General features: G+C 65.0%; 13 protein-coding genes and 1 pseudogene. 6 read left to right on the top strand and 8 right to left on the bottom strand.

Annotated features, from left to right (window positions below):
• Positions 1–4: 4 nt before the first annotated feature.
• Positions 5–460: a (2Fe-2S)-binding protein gene (locus KBB36_RS05380; RefSeq protein WP_290977774.1), complete on the top strand. Its 456-nt coding sequence runs from the start codon at positions 5–7 to the stop codon at positions 458–460.
• Positions 461–601: 141 nt separating this feature from the next.
• Here the strand turns inward: KBB36_RS05380 and KBB36_RS05375 are convergent, their stop codons facing one another.
• Positions 602–1,396, bottom strand: a complete 795-nt coding sequence (locus tag KBB36_RS05375) for a fumarylacetoacetate hydrolase family protein (protein WP_290977772.1) — start codon at positions 1,394–1,396, stop codon at positions 602–604.
• Between the two features lie 18 nt (positions 1,397–1,414).
• Complete coding sequence (locus KBB36_RS05370; protein ID WP_290977770.1) at positions 1,415–2,500, bottom strand: malate/lactate/ureidoglycolate dehydrogenase; 1,086 nt, start codon at positions 2,498–2,500, stop codon at positions 1,415–1,417.
• A gap of 138 nt (positions 2,501–2,638) precedes the next feature.
• Here KBB36_RS05370 and KBB36_RS05365 point away from each other — a divergent pair, with 138 nt between their 5' ends.
• On the top strand, positions 2,639–3,040 hold the full coding sequence (locus KBB36_RS05365; protein WP_290977768.1) for a hypothetical protein: 402 nt from the start codon (positions 2,639–2,641) through the stop codon (positions 3,038–3,040).
• Between the two features lie 65 nt (positions 3,041–3,105).
• Entirely contained in the window at positions 3,106–4,035 is a 930-nt protein-coding gene (locus KBB36_RS05360; RefSeq protein ID WP_290977766.1) for a sulfite oxidase heme-binding subunit YedZ, read from the top strand.
• On the opposite strand, the pseudogene KBB36_RS05355 reads toward KBB36_RS05360, so the two are convergent.
• Positions 3,986–4,807: pseudogene (locus KBB36_RS05355) on the bottom strand (DMT family transporter); the annotation flags it as partial. The gene KBB36_RS05360 and the pseudogene KBB36_RS05355 sit on opposite strands and share 50 nt — an antisense overlap.
• 99 nt (positions 4,808–4,906) lie before the next feature.
• Here KBB36_RS05355 and KBB36_RS05350 point away from each other — a divergent pair.
• From KBB36_RS05350 to KBB36_RS05340, 3 genes are all read left to right on the top strand, one after another.
• The gene (locus KBB36_RS05350) at positions 4,907–5,770 is read left to right on the top strand and encodes a LysR substrate-binding domain-containing protein (protein WP_290977764.1); all 864 of its coding nucleotides are present in this window, start codon (positions 4,907–4,909) and stop codon (positions 5,768–5,770) included.
• A 66-nt stretch (positions 5,771–5,836) separates the two neighbouring features.
• The gene (locus KBB36_RS05345; RefSeq protein WP_290977762.1) at positions 5,837–6,325 is read left to right on the top strand and encodes a response regulator; all 489 of its coding nucleotides are present in this window, start codon (positions 5,837–5,839) and stop codon (positions 6,323–6,325) included.
• Positions 6,322–6,822 carry an Hpt domain-containing protein gene (locus tag KBB36_RS05340; protein WP_290977760.1) on the top strand — a complete coding sequence of 167 codons (501 nt, stop codon included), beginning with the start codon at positions 6,322–6,324 and terminating at the stop codon, positions 6,820–6,822. Before KBB36_RS05345 ends, KBB36_RS05340 begins: the two co-directional genes overlap by 4 nt.
• Positions 6,823–6,830: 8 nt before the next feature.
• Here the strand turns inward: KBB36_RS05340 and KBB36_RS05335 are convergent, their stop codons facing one another.
• The 5 genes from KBB36_RS05335 to KBB36_RS05315 all read right to left on the bottom strand — a co-directional run bounded on the left by KBB36_RS05335 (position 6,831) and on the right by KBB36_RS05315 (position 12,980).
• The gene (locus tag KBB36_RS05335; protein WP_290977817.1) at positions 6,831–7,274 is read right to left on the bottom strand and encodes a (deoxy)nucleoside triphosphate pyrophosphohydrolase; all 444 of its coding nucleotides are present in this window, start codon (positions 7,272–7,274) and stop codon (positions 6,831–6,833) included.
• A 25-nt stretch (positions 7,275–7,299) separates the two neighbouring features.
• Positions 7,300–8,532 (bottom strand): bifunctional glutamate N-acetyltransferase/amino-acid acetyltransferase ArgJ, encoded by a 1,233-nt coding sequence (argJ, locus tag KBB36_RS05330; RefSeq protein ID WP_290977758.1) that lies wholly within the window; start codon positions 8,530–8,532, stop codon positions 7,300–7,302.
• Between the two features lie 28 nt (positions 8,533–8,560).
• Positions 8,561–9,424: a peptidylprolyl isomerase gene (locus tag KBB36_RS05325; RefSeq protein WP_290977756.1), complete on the bottom strand. Its 864-nt coding sequence runs from the start codon at positions 9,422–9,424 to the stop codon at positions 8,561–8,563.
• Positions 9,425–9,517: 93 nt separating this feature from the next.
• On the bottom strand, positions 9,518–12,007 hold the full coding sequence (locus tag KBB36_RS05320) for a patatin-like protein (RefSeq protein WP_290977754.1): 2,490 nt from the start codon (positions 12,005–12,007) through the stop codon (positions 9,518–9,520).
• Between the two features lie 46 nt (positions 12,008–12,053).
• Positions 12,054–12,980 (bottom strand): alpha/beta hydrolase, encoded by a 927-nt coding sequence (locus KBB36_RS05315; RefSeq protein WP_290977752.1) that lies wholly within the window; start codon positions 12,978–12,980, stop codon positions 12,054–12,056.
• Between the last annotated feature and the right edge of the window lie 63 nt (positions 12,981–13,043).

The following is a 13,043-nucleotide window of genomic DNA, read 5'->3' as shown; positions in this document are numbered from 1 at the left end:
GGATATGCTGCGGTTGAACGTGAATGGGCGGCAATATGAGGTGGAAGCCGATGAGGCGATGCCGCTGCTCTGGCTGCTGCGAGACCTGCTTAATCTGACCGGCACCAAATATGGCTGCGGCATTGCGCAATGCGGCGCCTGCACGGTTTTGCTGGATGGTGAAGCGGTGCGGTCCTGTTCATTGCCGGCCGGCGCCGTGGGCGAGGCGAAAATTGTCACGATAGAAGGGTTACATGCAGCAGCCGCGCACCCGGTGCAGCGCGCCTGGGCGGAGATTGACGTGCCGCAATGCGGCTATTGCCAATCCGGCCAGATATTAGCCGCTGCCGCACTGCTGGCGCAGAAACCCGATCCCAGCGATGCCGAGATCGACGAGGCGATCACCAATATCTGCCGTTGCGGCACCTATCCGCGCATCCGTCGCGCGGTGCACCGCGCCGCCGAACTGGCGGCGAAGTAGCGGGTTGCCTGCACAACAAAAGCCGTCATGGTACGCGAAGGCGTACCATCCACGTGTTGCTTTGTTTAACCGGCTGAAAACAAGCTACTCGTGGATGGTCGGCCCGCGCCGACCATGACGGAGTACCGAACGGGGGGCTTTTCAAGCCGCGAAATTGACCTCGCAGCGACCGAGGCCGTCGATGTCCACGCTGACGGCATCGCCGGGATTGGCCGGCTGCATCGGACAATAGGTGCCGGTCATCACCACATCACCTTCACGCAGCGGCAGGCCAATCTTCACCTGCTTGGCGGCCAGCCAGGCCAGCGCATTGATCGGGTTGCCCCACACTGCCGCGCCCGGCCCCTGGCCGATCACGTTGCCATTGCTGGTGAGCGTGCCGGTGGCGCGGCGCAGGTCGAGCCCTTCCAGCTTGCGGGCGACCGAGCCGAGCACAAAGAACGCGCCACTGACATTATCGGCCACCAGATCAACAATCTTGAAATCGTTGTTGCGGATGCGGCTATCCACCACCTCGATGGCCGGCACCACATAACCCACGGCGCGGATCGCATCCACCAGGGTCGGGTTCGGCATGTCGAGACCACGTTCCAGCACCACCGCCACCTCGGCTTCCAGGCGCGGCTGGATCAGCCGGCCGGCCGGAATCGTGTCGCCGTCATTCAGCACCATGTCGTGATATAGCATGGCATAGGTTGGCGCGGTGATGCCGAACATCTTGAGCGCGCCCGGGCTGGAGGTGCCGATCTTGCGCCCGATAAGGCGCCGGCCGCTGTTGATAAAATGCGCGCGGTTGGCGCGCTGCACAGCATAGGCAACGCGCAGATCGTCGGCGGTGCCGAGCAGGTCGCGCACCGGATCGCAGGCGGTTGCGGTGGCTTCGGCATTACGCAGGCGTTCGGCGGCTTGCTGGATGCGGCTATCTTGGTCGGTCATGAAAGGTATCTCCGAGAATTACAGGCCGGCGAGGCGGTTGGTATCGGCTGCGGCATGGCCCAGCAGGGCGCCGGCGGCAACAATCTCGCCCCAGGTGGTGGCATCCACCGGGATGCCCTGGCTGTTGCGTTCGGCACGGGTGCGGCGCTCCGGTTCGCCGGCCACCAGCACACCGCCGGTCTTGTTGTCGGGGGCTGGCGGCGAAGCCTTCACCCAGTCGATATAGGCTTGCGCCTCATCCTGCCAGGTGGTGGCGCCGCCGAGCTTAGCAGGGTCAAACACGATGCTGAGCATGTTGTTGGTGATGGTGCCGACGTCCCAATTGTTGCGCCCGGTGCCGCCGCCGCTGAGCGGGCCGGAAAGCAGCTCGGCGATCAGCGCCAGGCCGAAGCCCTTATGCTCGCCGAAGGCGCGGATGGCGCCGGTCGGCTTATTGAACATCACTTTGGGGTCAATGCTGGGATTACCCTCGGCATCGATCAGGATGCCGGGCGCCAGGGTTTCGCCCTTGTTCATCGCCACCCGCACCTTGCCCATGGCGATGGTGCTGGTGGCCATATCAAGCACAATCGGCTCGCCGCCATGCGGGCCGGGAATGGCGCAGCAATAGGGATTGGTGGCAAAGCGCGCATCCGAGCCGCCAAACGGCGCCACCAGCGGCTGGCGGTTCACCACGTTGACATAATGTGTCGAGATCATGCCGGCGGCGGCGCATTGCTCGCCCCAATGGCCGATGCGGCCGATATGGTGGCTGTTGCGCAGGGAAAGCACGCAAACGCCATGCTGGCGGGCGCGCTGGATGGCGATTTCCATCGCCTCATGGCCGATCACCTGGCCATAGCCAAAGCCGCCATCCACCGTTACCAGCGCACCGGCATCCAGCGCGATATGGGCGCTTTGATTCACCACCAGGCGCTTCTCATGCACCGCCAGCCAGTATTGCGGCAGCATGCCGACCCCGTGGCTGTCATGGCCGCTGAGATTGGCCAGCACCAGATTTTCGGCCACCAGACTGGCTTCGCGCTCATTGCTGCCGCCGGTGCGGCAGATGGCGCGCACCGTGGCGCGCAGGGCTTCGGCTTGGATCGTCACATACTCGGCCATGTTTCCTCCTGGCATGCGGCTTGGCCCGCCGCTTGGCATCCGATGTATCGCAAAGCCCATCCTGCTGCAATCCGGGGGCTGCAATCCCGGGCGCTATCCGGTTTGACTGCGGCAAAAGCTTCCGGCATGCTCCGCGCCATGAAAGCCCTGCCCCTGTTGCTCCTTGCCGGCCTGCTGGCCGGTTGTTCCTCCACTCAGGAAGACCTTGCCCTGCGCGGCCAGAAAGAGCTGGTCGGTTTGCCGGAAGCGCAATTGCTGACCTGTGCCGGCGAGCCCACAGCGCGCAACCGAGAGAACGGTACTGATCTTCTGAGCTATTTCCGCGAAAGCTCGGCCTCGGCGCAGATGAGTGTGGAACAGGATAAATCGCCGCTCAGCCGCAGCCCCGGGCCTTACGAATATTTCCGGTATTGCGAAACCACCTTCGCGTTGCGCCAGGGCCGGGTTGTCGAGGTGGCGATGAAGGGCCGCACCGCCACCGGGCGCGAAACCCTGGTCGCCTGCGGCCAGATCGTCGCCCGCTGCCTGCACAATAAGTAACACCTCGCCGTATCGTTACCGGGCGCCCGCTTGCCGCTGCCCGGGCGGCGCGGCATCCTGGCGCCATGACGATGCCCTGGCATGAACGTGATGGCCGCCTGTCGCCGCTCAAGGCGGCGTGTTTCCTGCTGCTCTGGCTGCCTGGCCTATGGCTGGCCTGGCGCATTCTGGCCGATGATCTGGGGCCACGCCCGCTGGATGAACTGATCCATGAAACCGGGCGCTGGGCAGTGTGGTTGCTGCTTGGCTCGCTCGCCGTCACGCCGCTACGCAGGCTGCTGGATTGGCCGGCGCTGATCAAGCTGCGGCGCCAGATCGGCGTAGCGGCACTGGCCTATGTGCTGGCGCATCTGGTGCTCTATGTGCTCGATCAGAAGGGCGACCTGGTCAAGGTGGCCAGCGAGATCGTGCTGCGCTTCTATCTCACCATCGGCTTCATTGCGCTGCTTGGCCTGAGCGCGCTGGGTCTGACTTCCTTCGATGCCGCGATCCGCCGCATGGGCGGCAAGGCCTGGGGCCGGCTGCACAAGCTAGTCTATGTCATCGCCGTGCTGGCGCTGGTGCATTATCTGCTGCAAGCCAAGCGTGAGATTGATCCGCCCTTGCTGCAGGTCGGCTTTTTCGCCTGGCTGATGCTGTATCGCCTTGGTTATGCGCTGGGCCGGCTGCGGCGGGCAGGTGATGCCTGGGCCCTGGCGCCGCTGGCGGCGCTGGCGGCGGCATTGGCCGAAGTCGCCTGGGCCGCCTGCTGCACCCAATTGCCCTGGCAGCGGCTATGGGCCGCCAACCTGATGTTCGATTTCCGCATCGCGCCCAGCTGGCTCACTCTCGCTGTGGCTCTGCTGGTGGCGCTGGTGGCACAGGCGCGGGGCTGGATTGTGGCCAGTTCACGGCGGCGATCCCCAGCAACACCGCGCCCAGGCCCAGCGGCAGCGTCCCGCCCACCGGCTCATGCAGCAGCAGGGCACCCAGGGTCATCGCGCTCACCGGGTTGAGCGCCACCGTCACCGCCACCTGGGTAGGCGAGGCATGCGCCAAGCCCAGGCTCCACAGATAAAAAATCAATGCGGCGCCGATGACACCAAGATAGGCGATGGCAGCCCAGGCCGCGCCGCTCAGTGTCATCACAGCCTCACGCGCGCTGCCGTCCCAGGCCACCAGGTTCAGCATCACTGCACCGGCCAGCATGGCCCAGGCGGTGAAGCCGAGTGCGCCCAGCCGCGCCATATAGGGCCGCGCCAGGGCATTGAAGATGGCGCCTAGCAGCGCGGTCAGCAGCATCAGCAGGTCGCCGCGCCAGGCACCGGGCGGCGCCGCCAGGTCGCGGCCGGCAATCAGGGCCAGGGTCACACCGGCCAGCGCCAGCAGCACACCGGCCAGCTTAAGCGCGCTCAGCTTTTCGCGGCCCAGCAGGGCGGCCACCAGCAGGGTGAGAAAGGGCAGGCTGGCCAGGGCCAGGGCGCCGCGTGCCGCCGTGGTATGAGCCAGGCTGGCGCTGAACAGGGCCGGGAAGGCGGCAAAGAACAGGGCGCCGAGCAGCAGCACCGGCATCCAATCGCGCCGGGTCAGCCGCTGGCGCTGCCATAGCAGCACCAGGCCACCCAGCAGCAGGGCGCCAAGGCCATAGCGCAGAGCCGCCAGGGCCACCGGGCCGATCTCGGCCACGGCGAAGCGGGTGGCCACCACTGCGCTGCCGCCCAGCAGGCTGGACAGGCAGGCGGCGGCAAGACCGAGCAATGGACGGCGGGCGGCGTATGGGGATGTCATGCGGTTCATTCGGAAGGTTTAAACTTGCGACAGTTTGGTTGTCATCGCATCATCATGGAAACGAATGTATAAGATAGTTTGAATCAAGGAATTTGATATATGGAATCCCGGCTCGACCCCGATCTGTTGCAGGCTTTTGTGGCGGTGCTGGATAGCGGTGGCTTCACGGCGGCGGGCCGGGCGCTGAACCGCACCCAATCGGCGGTCAGCATGCAGGTGCAAAGGCTGGAGACGGTGGCCGGCGTGCGGTTGCTGGAACGTGGCCGCCACCATCTCGCGCCCACCCCGGAGGGCGAGGCAATGCTGGGCTATGCGCGCCGCATCCTGGCTTTGAGCGAGGAGGCGCTGCGCAGCGTGGCGCGGCCAGACCTGCGTGGGCGGGTGCGGCTCGGCGTGATGGCGGATTATTCGGCCACCCTGGTGCCGCCGATCCTGAGTCGCTTTGCCGCCAGCCATCCCGGGATCGAAGTGGAGGTGCATACCGGCCTCACCGCCGAGATGCCGAAGCGGCTGGGGCGTGATCTCGATCTGGCCATTGTGATGCATCCGGCAGAAGCGCCGGTGGGCGAATTGCTGCGTCATGAAACCCCGGTCTGGGGCGCGGCGCGCAGCCATATGGTGTATCAGCGGCGGCCGCTGCCATTGGCATTGTCGCCCAGCGGTTGCCTGTTCCGCGCCTGGGCCATCGAGGCGCTCAACCGGGCCGGCATTGGCTGGCGGGTGGCCTATATGAGCGCCAATTATGCCGCACTCGAAGCCGCTGTGCGCGCCGGCCTGGCGGTGTCGGTGTTCAAGGCCGGCACCATGGCGCGCGACCTGCACAGCCTGGGGGTTGCGGAAGCCATGCCACCACTGCCGCTGGCCGCGATTTGCCTGCACCGGCCGGCGCGACGCCTGGCGCCGGCCGCTGCAGCATTGCAGCAGCACATACGGGAAGCACTGAGCGAGCCGGGTAACGGGTAATCCGCGATTGTGGCGGCCGGGCAAGGCGGATAATATCCGGCGACTATAATTCTGTGGGCGCAATCAGTGCAGCTTTATGATCTCGGTTCGGTAAGTGTGCTGGTGGTGGATGACAACCGCTTCATGCGCACCGTTGTCACCAATACGCTGAACGGCATCGGTGTGCGCAATGTGTTGCAGGCCGATAGCGTGGATCAGGCGTTGCAGCAATTGGCCGATGCGGCCGTGGATATGGTGATCAGTGACTGGGATATGGGTGAGAAATCCGGCATCGAACTGATCCGCCGCGTGCGCGCCAACCGCACCCTGCGGCTGCTGCCGATCATCATGCTGACCGCCAACACCACCCGCAGTAACATTTTTGCTGCGCGTGATGCTGGGGTAACCGAATTCCTCGCCAAGCCGATCTCGGCCCAGGCGCTGTATGGCCGTGTGGTCGAGGTGATCGAGCGGCCCCGGCAATTCGTCAAGACCAGACAATTTTTTGGCCCCGACCGCCGCCGCCGCCGCGCCGATGGCTACCGTGGCCCGAAACGCCGCAAGGAAGACCAATGAGCGACGATGTGGAATTCATCGGCAATCCTAATCCGATTGCGCGCAAGGCCCGCCCGATTGGTGGCAAGTCGGCGGAGGATATGCTCAAGGAGGCCGACCAGCGGGTTGGCGTGCTGAAGCAGGAATTCGGCGACATCCTGCGTCGTGACACCCAGCTGATCGTGGACCTGCTGCGCCAGGCGGAAACCGATCTGGCCGGGCGTAATCGCCATCTGCTGGATTTGCGCCGCGTGGCGCATGAATTGCGCGGCCAGGGCGGCACTTTCGGCTACCCGCTGGTCACGGCGGTATGCGATTCCTATTGCAAGCTGCTGGATATGATCCATGAGGTGGATGAAAGCCGGCTGCCGCTGGTGCGCACCCATGTGGATGCCCTGCGCGCCGTGGTGGGCGCCGATATCAAGGGCGATGGCGGCGCCGTGGGGCGCGAACTGACTGAATCATTGCGCGTCATCCGGCACAAGGTTGCCGAGGAAACTGGCGCCGATCCGCTGTAACTGGAATTTCAGAGCAGGTCGCGCAGCATCGCCACCAGTGGCAGGTCGGCGGGCGGCATCGGCACATCCTTCATCTGCACCGGCCGCAGCCATTTCAGCGCCTGGCCTTCGCGGCCCTGCGGCTGGCCCACCCAGCGGCGGCAGACATAGAGCGGCATCAGCAGATGGAAATCGTCGTAGCTGTGGCTGGCAAAGGCAAACGGCGCCAGGCAGGCGGCGCTGATATCCAGGCCAAGCTCCTCACGCAGCTCGCGCAGCAACGCGGCTTCCGGCGTTTCATTCGGCTCCACCTTGCCGCCGGGAAATTCCCACATCCCGGCCAGCTTCTTGCCTTCGGGGCGCTGTGCCAGCAGCACGCGGCCGTCATTATCCACCAGTGCCACCGCCACCACCAGCACCACCGGCTTGGGCCGCAGCACGCTTTCAGCATCGCCCGGGCAAAGCGGGTCCATGCTCATGGGACAGCACCACTCATGCTCAGCTACGGTAATCGGCGTTGATATCGATATAGCCATGCGTCAGGTCGCAGGTCCATACCACGGCCTTGCCCTTGCCGATGCCCACATCCACGCCGATGCGCACATCCTGGCTCTTGAAATGCGCCGTGGCGGCGGCCTCGTCATGATCCGGCCGCACCATGCCTTTGGCGGTTACGGCGCGGTCGCCAAGCGTCACCACCAGTTTGTCGCGGTCGGCCTTCTCGCCGCTCTTGCCCACCGCCATCACGATGCGGCCCCAATTGGCATCGGCGCCGGCAATGGCGGTTTTCACCAGCGGCGAATTGGCGATGGCGCGTGCAATCACCCGCGCGGCGGCATCATTCTGCGCCCCGGTCACGCTCACCGTCACCAGCTTCTGCGCGCCTTCGCCATCGCGGGCGATAAGCTGCGCCAGTTCGGCCATCACGGCGGTGAGTGCGCGGCGGAAATCGGCCAGGGCGCGGTCGGAAGCCTTGTCATAAGCCTTGTTGCCGGCGGCACCGGTGGCAAACAGCAGCACGGTATCCGAGGTGGAGGTATCACCATCCACGGTCAGGCAGTTGAAGCTCTGGTTGTTGGCGCCCTTGAGCAAGGCTTGCAGGGTTTCGGTCGGCAACTTGGCATCGGTCACCAGGAAGGCCAGCATGGTCGCCATATCGGGCGCGATCATGCCCGAACCCTTGGCGATGCCGTTGATGGTGACGGTCTTGCCGTCGATCTGGCAGGTGGCAGTGGCCAGCTTGGGGAAAGTGTCGGTGGTCATGATGGCGCGTGCGGCCTTGGCCCAGGCATCGCCGTTCAGCGCCTTGGTCAATTTTGGCAATTGCGCCACGATCTTCTCGGCCGGCAGCAACTGGCCGATCACACCCGTGGAAGCCAGATAAATCTGGTTCGCCTTGGCGCCCAGCGCCTGGGCGGCACCCTCGGCGGTGGCCTTGGCGGCGGCGGCACCAGCCTTGCCGGTGAACACATTGGCGATGCCGGCATTCACCACCAGGCCACGCGCTGCATTGCCCAGGATCTTGCGGCACCATTCCACTGGCGCGCCGGGCATCGACGAACGGGTGAACAGCCCGGCCGCCTTGCTGCCGGGCGCCAGTTCGATCAGCAACAGGTCGTCGCGGCCCTTGTAGCGCATGCCGGACAGGCCGGTGGCCAGCCGCGCGCCGGCAATGGCGGGCAGGCTGGGATAGTCTTGCGGGGCCAGGGGCGAAACCGGATGCGCGGCCATGACGGGGTGTCCTTTACTTCTTCGGCTTTTACTTCTTCGGGGCCGGGGCGATGGTGGGCAACTGGCCGGCCGGCTTGGGCTGCTCCACGATATCGATCTTGGCGCCCTTCTTCAGGTCGTTGACGGTCTGCTCGATGATCTCGCGCACAAGAATTTCACGCACTTCTTCCGACACATCGGCGAAGGCCGGCGGCGGCGCGGTGCGGCGCGCTTCCACCTTGATGACATGCCAGCCGAACTGGCTCTTCACCGGCTTCTGCGTCACCTGGCCGGGCTGCAAGGCAAAGGCCGCCTCGGCAAATTCCGGTACCATCTGGTCCTTGGTGAAGAAACCAAGATCGCCGCCGGTGGCAGCGGTCGGCCCGGTTGAGCGCTTCTTCGATACTTCGCCGAAATCCTGGCCCTTCTTCACATCTTCCAGCGCCGCCAGGGCATCCACCTCATTGGCCACCAGGATGTGGCGGGCATGCACTTCGTCGCGCGGCGGCTGCGCCTTGATCAGATCGTCGTAGCGCTTCTTGAGCCGTTCGTCGGTCAGCTCCTTGCTCACGGTGCGTTCCAGGAAAGCCTGCTGCAACACGGTCTCGCGCGCCGATTTGAGCTGTTCCTTCACCTTGGCATCGCCATCCAGCTTGGCCTTTTCAGCGGCCTCGTTGATCAGCTTGCGCGCCACCATTTCATTGATCAGTGCCGGCATCACCGCTTCCAGCGGCGCCTGGCGCATCTGCGGCGGCAGCGATTCAAACACGGCCATCACTTGCGAGCGGGTGATCGGCTGGCCGTTGACACGCGCCACCACCGGATCGCTGGCAGGCTGCGCCAGGGCAATGCCAGCCAGGGCAATAACGGGCAATGCGATCAGGGCAACACGGGAGGCAGAGAAATGGAACACGGGTCAACTCGCGTCTGGAGGGTGAGGAAAGCGGCAAAAGCGGCGCCAGCATAGCTATTTCCCTACCGGCGGCAAGGCCGCGATTGTGCCGATTCATTCACCTTTCCGTAGGCCGGCGGCGGCCTGTAGGGCGGCGATTTCGGCGCGCAGCTCCTCAATCAGCGCGGCGCTATGGCGCAGATGCGGCGCCTCGGCATCCAGCACGATCAGGAATGCGCGGTATTTCATGGCCCGGCGGTCAACTTTGGCGGCTTTTGACGGTGCCTCGCCCAGGCCGGAATCGCACACGATATCAATCAGCCGCTCCACGGCATGCAGGCGGCCCCAGAGATAGTCGTTTTCCCGGTGTGGCCGGCTGAAGAAAGCGCCGAAACGGCCAAAATTGATGCCTTTCAGGGTGTTGTTGGCCCGGATTGCATTGGCATCCTCGGGGCTGATGCGATCGATGCGGATTTCGTTGAACTCGCCAAGGTCGCGCCAATTGGTGATGGTGAAGGTCAGCACATCCCAGAAGGCGAAGCCGATATAACTTTCCAGGATGTCGCGCCGTGCGGCCTGGCTCCAATCCGCCGGATGCAGCGTGGCCAGCAGGGCGTCCAGCCGGTTGGTGGCGGCATTGAGCGCGATGTCGCGGTTGAGATGTTCAACGATGGCATCGATCTCATGCAGATGCGCATCGGCAAATTCGGCCGCATCGCGCGCCAGTTTTTCCGGCTCCTGCGGTTCGATGCGGCGCTGGAAAAGCTGGCGGATAAGCGCCGCGCTGTCAGCGGCAACAAAGGCGCCGGTATCATAGCGCCGCAGGCTTTCCAGTTCCTCATACAGCAGGCGCTTGAGCTGGTTGAGCTGCACCGGATCAAGCCCGGCCTGATCCGGCTCGCCCACCTTGCCATAGAGCAGGTTCAGGCGTTGCAGCAGGAAACGCAGCCGGCGCTGGCGGAAAGCCACATCAAAGCCCAGCAGGAAACGCACCCAGGGCGGCAAGGCATCGCGGCTGCTGGCCAGGCTGGTGGGGGCATAGCCGGCAGCGGTGGAGCAGACCTGGCGGATTTTGGCCCAGCGGTCGAAGGCCAGCGCGATCCAGCTTGCCTCGATCGAGCCGTCGCGATGCTCGCAGATATGGGCCAGTTGCTTGGCTACAAAAGCCTGCACCGCGCCCAGCTTGAGGCGGATATAGCCCTCATAGGCAAAGCCGGCATCATGCGCGGCGCGTGCGCTGGCAGCCAGGCGCCAGGCGCGGAGCTGCTCCTCGCTCAACGGCTCGTCGCGCCCGGGCGGCGCATGTTCGGCCACCAGGCGGGCAATCTGCGGCTGGGTGGCATCGATGATGCCGCGCAGATGGCGCACGCGCTCGTTGAAGCGGTTCACCCAGATCAGTTCATCCGAGATCGGTTCGTTGCGCGGCAAATCCGACAGCGCGCCTTTCAGGGTGCGGAAAAAACCCGGCACGCGGCCGGTGGGCGGCGGTGGCGGGCGCAACGGCGCCGGATCGATATAGACCAGGCGGCGATCCACCTGGCGATAGGCCGGGCGGCCTCGGATCGCCTTCATCGCCGAGGCGAAGGGCTTGTTGTTGAGCACGCCGCCATCAACAAAGGAGGTCAGCGCCGGGTCCAGCCCGGCGGCGATATATTCGCCGAAATTGCGCTTCAGGAAAGCCGCCTTGCCCTCCCATTGGCGGCCGCGCTCGGCCAGGATCTGATCGATGTCGGAAAGCTGGGCCGGCGGGAAGGCGCCGGGAAAGGCCGAGGTGGCGCGGCCGGCAAAGGCCAGGGCGGCGGCATCGGCACGGGTCAGGTCGGAACTTTCCTCACCATTCTGCCAGCGCCGATAGTGGAATTTCAGCACATGGCGATGCTCGCGGTCGCGCACAAAGGGTGGATCGTGGATCGGGATATGGCGCAGGTAGCCATAGAAATCGGTGACGGTGACAAACAGATCAAGCTGCAAGCCGGCCGGCATCAGCGAAGCGCCCGGCTCGGCCGGCTCGCCCATCGCTTCCAGGCCCTTGAACAGTTTGCGCGCCAGATGCAGGCCGTCAAAGGGCGGCTCGAACCAGCGCGAGCGAGTGAATAGCGACACTTTGGCAAGGATTTCCGGATCGGCCAGCAGGCGGCCCAGGCGCGATCGTGCGGCGAGCCAGAGCACCGGCCGCATGAACCATTTGCTCCAGGGTGCAGCGCGTTTTGACGCATCGAGCAGCTTCGACACATCAGCCTGCTTGAGCCACAGGTCGCGGAAATGATTGAGCCGCAGATCATGTGCCAGGGCGCGGGCCAGCATGATGCCGTTGATGCCGCCGGCCGAAGCGCCGGCAATCACGTCAACAATAACGCGCAATTCCACATGCCGGCTGAGATCGCGCAGCAATTCAAAATAGATCGCCTCGGTATCATGCGGATGGGCCTGGCCGGCTTCGGTATCGGCATAGGTCAGGCTTTCACGGCTGCCTTTGGGCAGAGTGTGAAACGCCTTCGAGGCGCGCACCAGTTTGAGAATTTCCTTCGACACGCCATGCATGTAGATGGCGAGCGACACGCCGCCGAAACACACCAAGGCCAGCCGGAGTTCTTTTTCCTGCAAGACGAATCCCCCCTGCGGCCAAGTGTGCGCCGGGCGGCGCCGCTTCTCAAGGCCGCAAGAGGCTCAATTGCTCGGCGGCAAGTTCCAGGCAGTGATCCGCTTCCGGCATCAGGCCGGCGAAATTCGGCCAGGCATGCGGCAGGCCATGCCAAAGGGTGAGGGCGCCGCCGGGCGGGAAATCCGCTGTGCTGGCCAGGGCTGTGCTGTCATCGCGCATCATCTCGCTGTCGCTGGCATGCAGGAAAAGCGGAGCCAGGCCGGCCAGCTTGGCAAAGCGCGGCGATACCAGCGCATCATGCCGGTCGGCGGCCCCGGCATAAAGCTGCGCCGCGAAAGCCAGATGGCCCGGATTGAACCAGGCGCAATGTTCGGCATTTTCGGTATGGCTGGCGCCGTTCATGCTCAGGTCGGTCCAGGGGGAAAACAGCGCCGCGCCGGCTGGTTGGGCCAAGCCCTTGTCGCGCAAGGCCAGCATCAGGCTGAGGGCCAAGCCGCCACCGGCGGAATCGCCGGCCAGCCACAGCCGGTCTGGCCGGTAGCCGGCCGGCCCGGTCAGCCAATGCCAGGCGGCCAGGGCATCTTCCAGCGCGGCCGGATAGGGATGCTCCGGCGCCAGCCGGTAATCCAGCGCCAGCACCGGCACGGCCAGTTTCTGCGCCAGCCGGGTGGTGATCGGGCGATGGGTGCGGGCGGCGCCGCAGATGAAGCCGCCGCCATGCAGATAGAGCAGGGCGCGGCCGCGCCGGGCATATTGCGGCACCAGCCATTCGCCATGCAAACCGGCCGCCTGCCAGGCGGTATCGCGTGGTTTTTCCGCCCGCATGCCGCCCGGCAGGCCGGTGCGCGCCAGCATCTGCATCAGGCCGCGCAGCAGCGGCACATCATCGGGACCAAACTGGCGTGGCTTGATCAGGCGGCGCAGGGCGCGGGCAATCAGGCGGGCTTGCAGGCTGGGGCGCGTGCTGGTCATCATATTGAGATTATTATGCCTTGATCCTGCTACAGCCATGCGACAAATCAGCCCGAGGCGGTATGA

The organism is Ferrovibrio sp., assembly GCF_017994015.1.
Lineage (GTDB): Bacteria > Pseudomonadota > Alphaproteobacteria > Ferrovibrionales > Ferrovibrionaceae > Ferrovibrio.
This window is presented reverse-complemented; position numbering and strand designations above follow the sequence as displayed.

Excerpts from the sequence above, each read along its gene's own strand:
- KBB36_RS05365 (WP_290977768.1), top strand. The coding sequence starts at position 2,639 with ATGAAAGCCCTGCCCCTGTTGCTCCTTGCCGGCCTGCTGGCCGGTTGT.
- KBB36_RS05315 (WP_290977752.1), bottom strand. The coding sequence starts at position 12,980 with ATGATGACCAGCACGCGCCCCAGCCTGCAAGCCCGCCTGATTGCCCGC.
- KBB36_RS05375 (WP_290977772.1), bottom strand. The coding sequence starts at position 1,396 with ATGACCGACCAAGATAGCCGCATCCAGCAAGCCGCCGAACGCCTGCGT.
- KBB36_RS05380 (WP_290977774.1), top strand. The coding sequence starts at position 5 with ATGCTGCGGTTGAACGTGAATGGGCGGCAATATGAGGTGGAAGCCGAT.
- KBB36_RS05360 (WP_290977766.1), top strand. The coding sequence starts at position 3,106 with ATGACGATGCCCTGGCATGAACGTGATGGCCGCCTGTCGCCGCTCAAG.
- argJ (WP_290977758.1), bottom strand. The coding sequence starts at position 8,532 with ATGGCCGCGCATCCGGTTTCGCCCCTGGCCCCGCAAGACTATCCCAGC.
- KBB36_RS05370 (WP_290977770.1), bottom strand. The coding sequence starts at position 2,500 with ATGGCCGAGTATGTGACGATCCAAGCCGAAGCCCTGCGCGCCACGGTG.
- KBB36_RS05340 (WP_290977760.1), top strand. The coding sequence starts at position 6,322 with ATGAGCGACGATGTGGAATTCATCGGCAATCCTAATCCGATTGCGCGC.
- KBB36_RS05335 (WP_290977817.1), bottom strand. The coding sequence starts at position 7,274 with ATGGACCCGCTTTGCCCGGGCGATGCTGAAAGCGTGCTGCGGCCCAAG.
- KBB36_RS05350 (WP_290977764.1), top strand. The coding sequence starts at position 4,907 with ATGGAATCCCGGCTCGACCCCGATCTGTTGCAGGCTTTTGTGGCGGTG.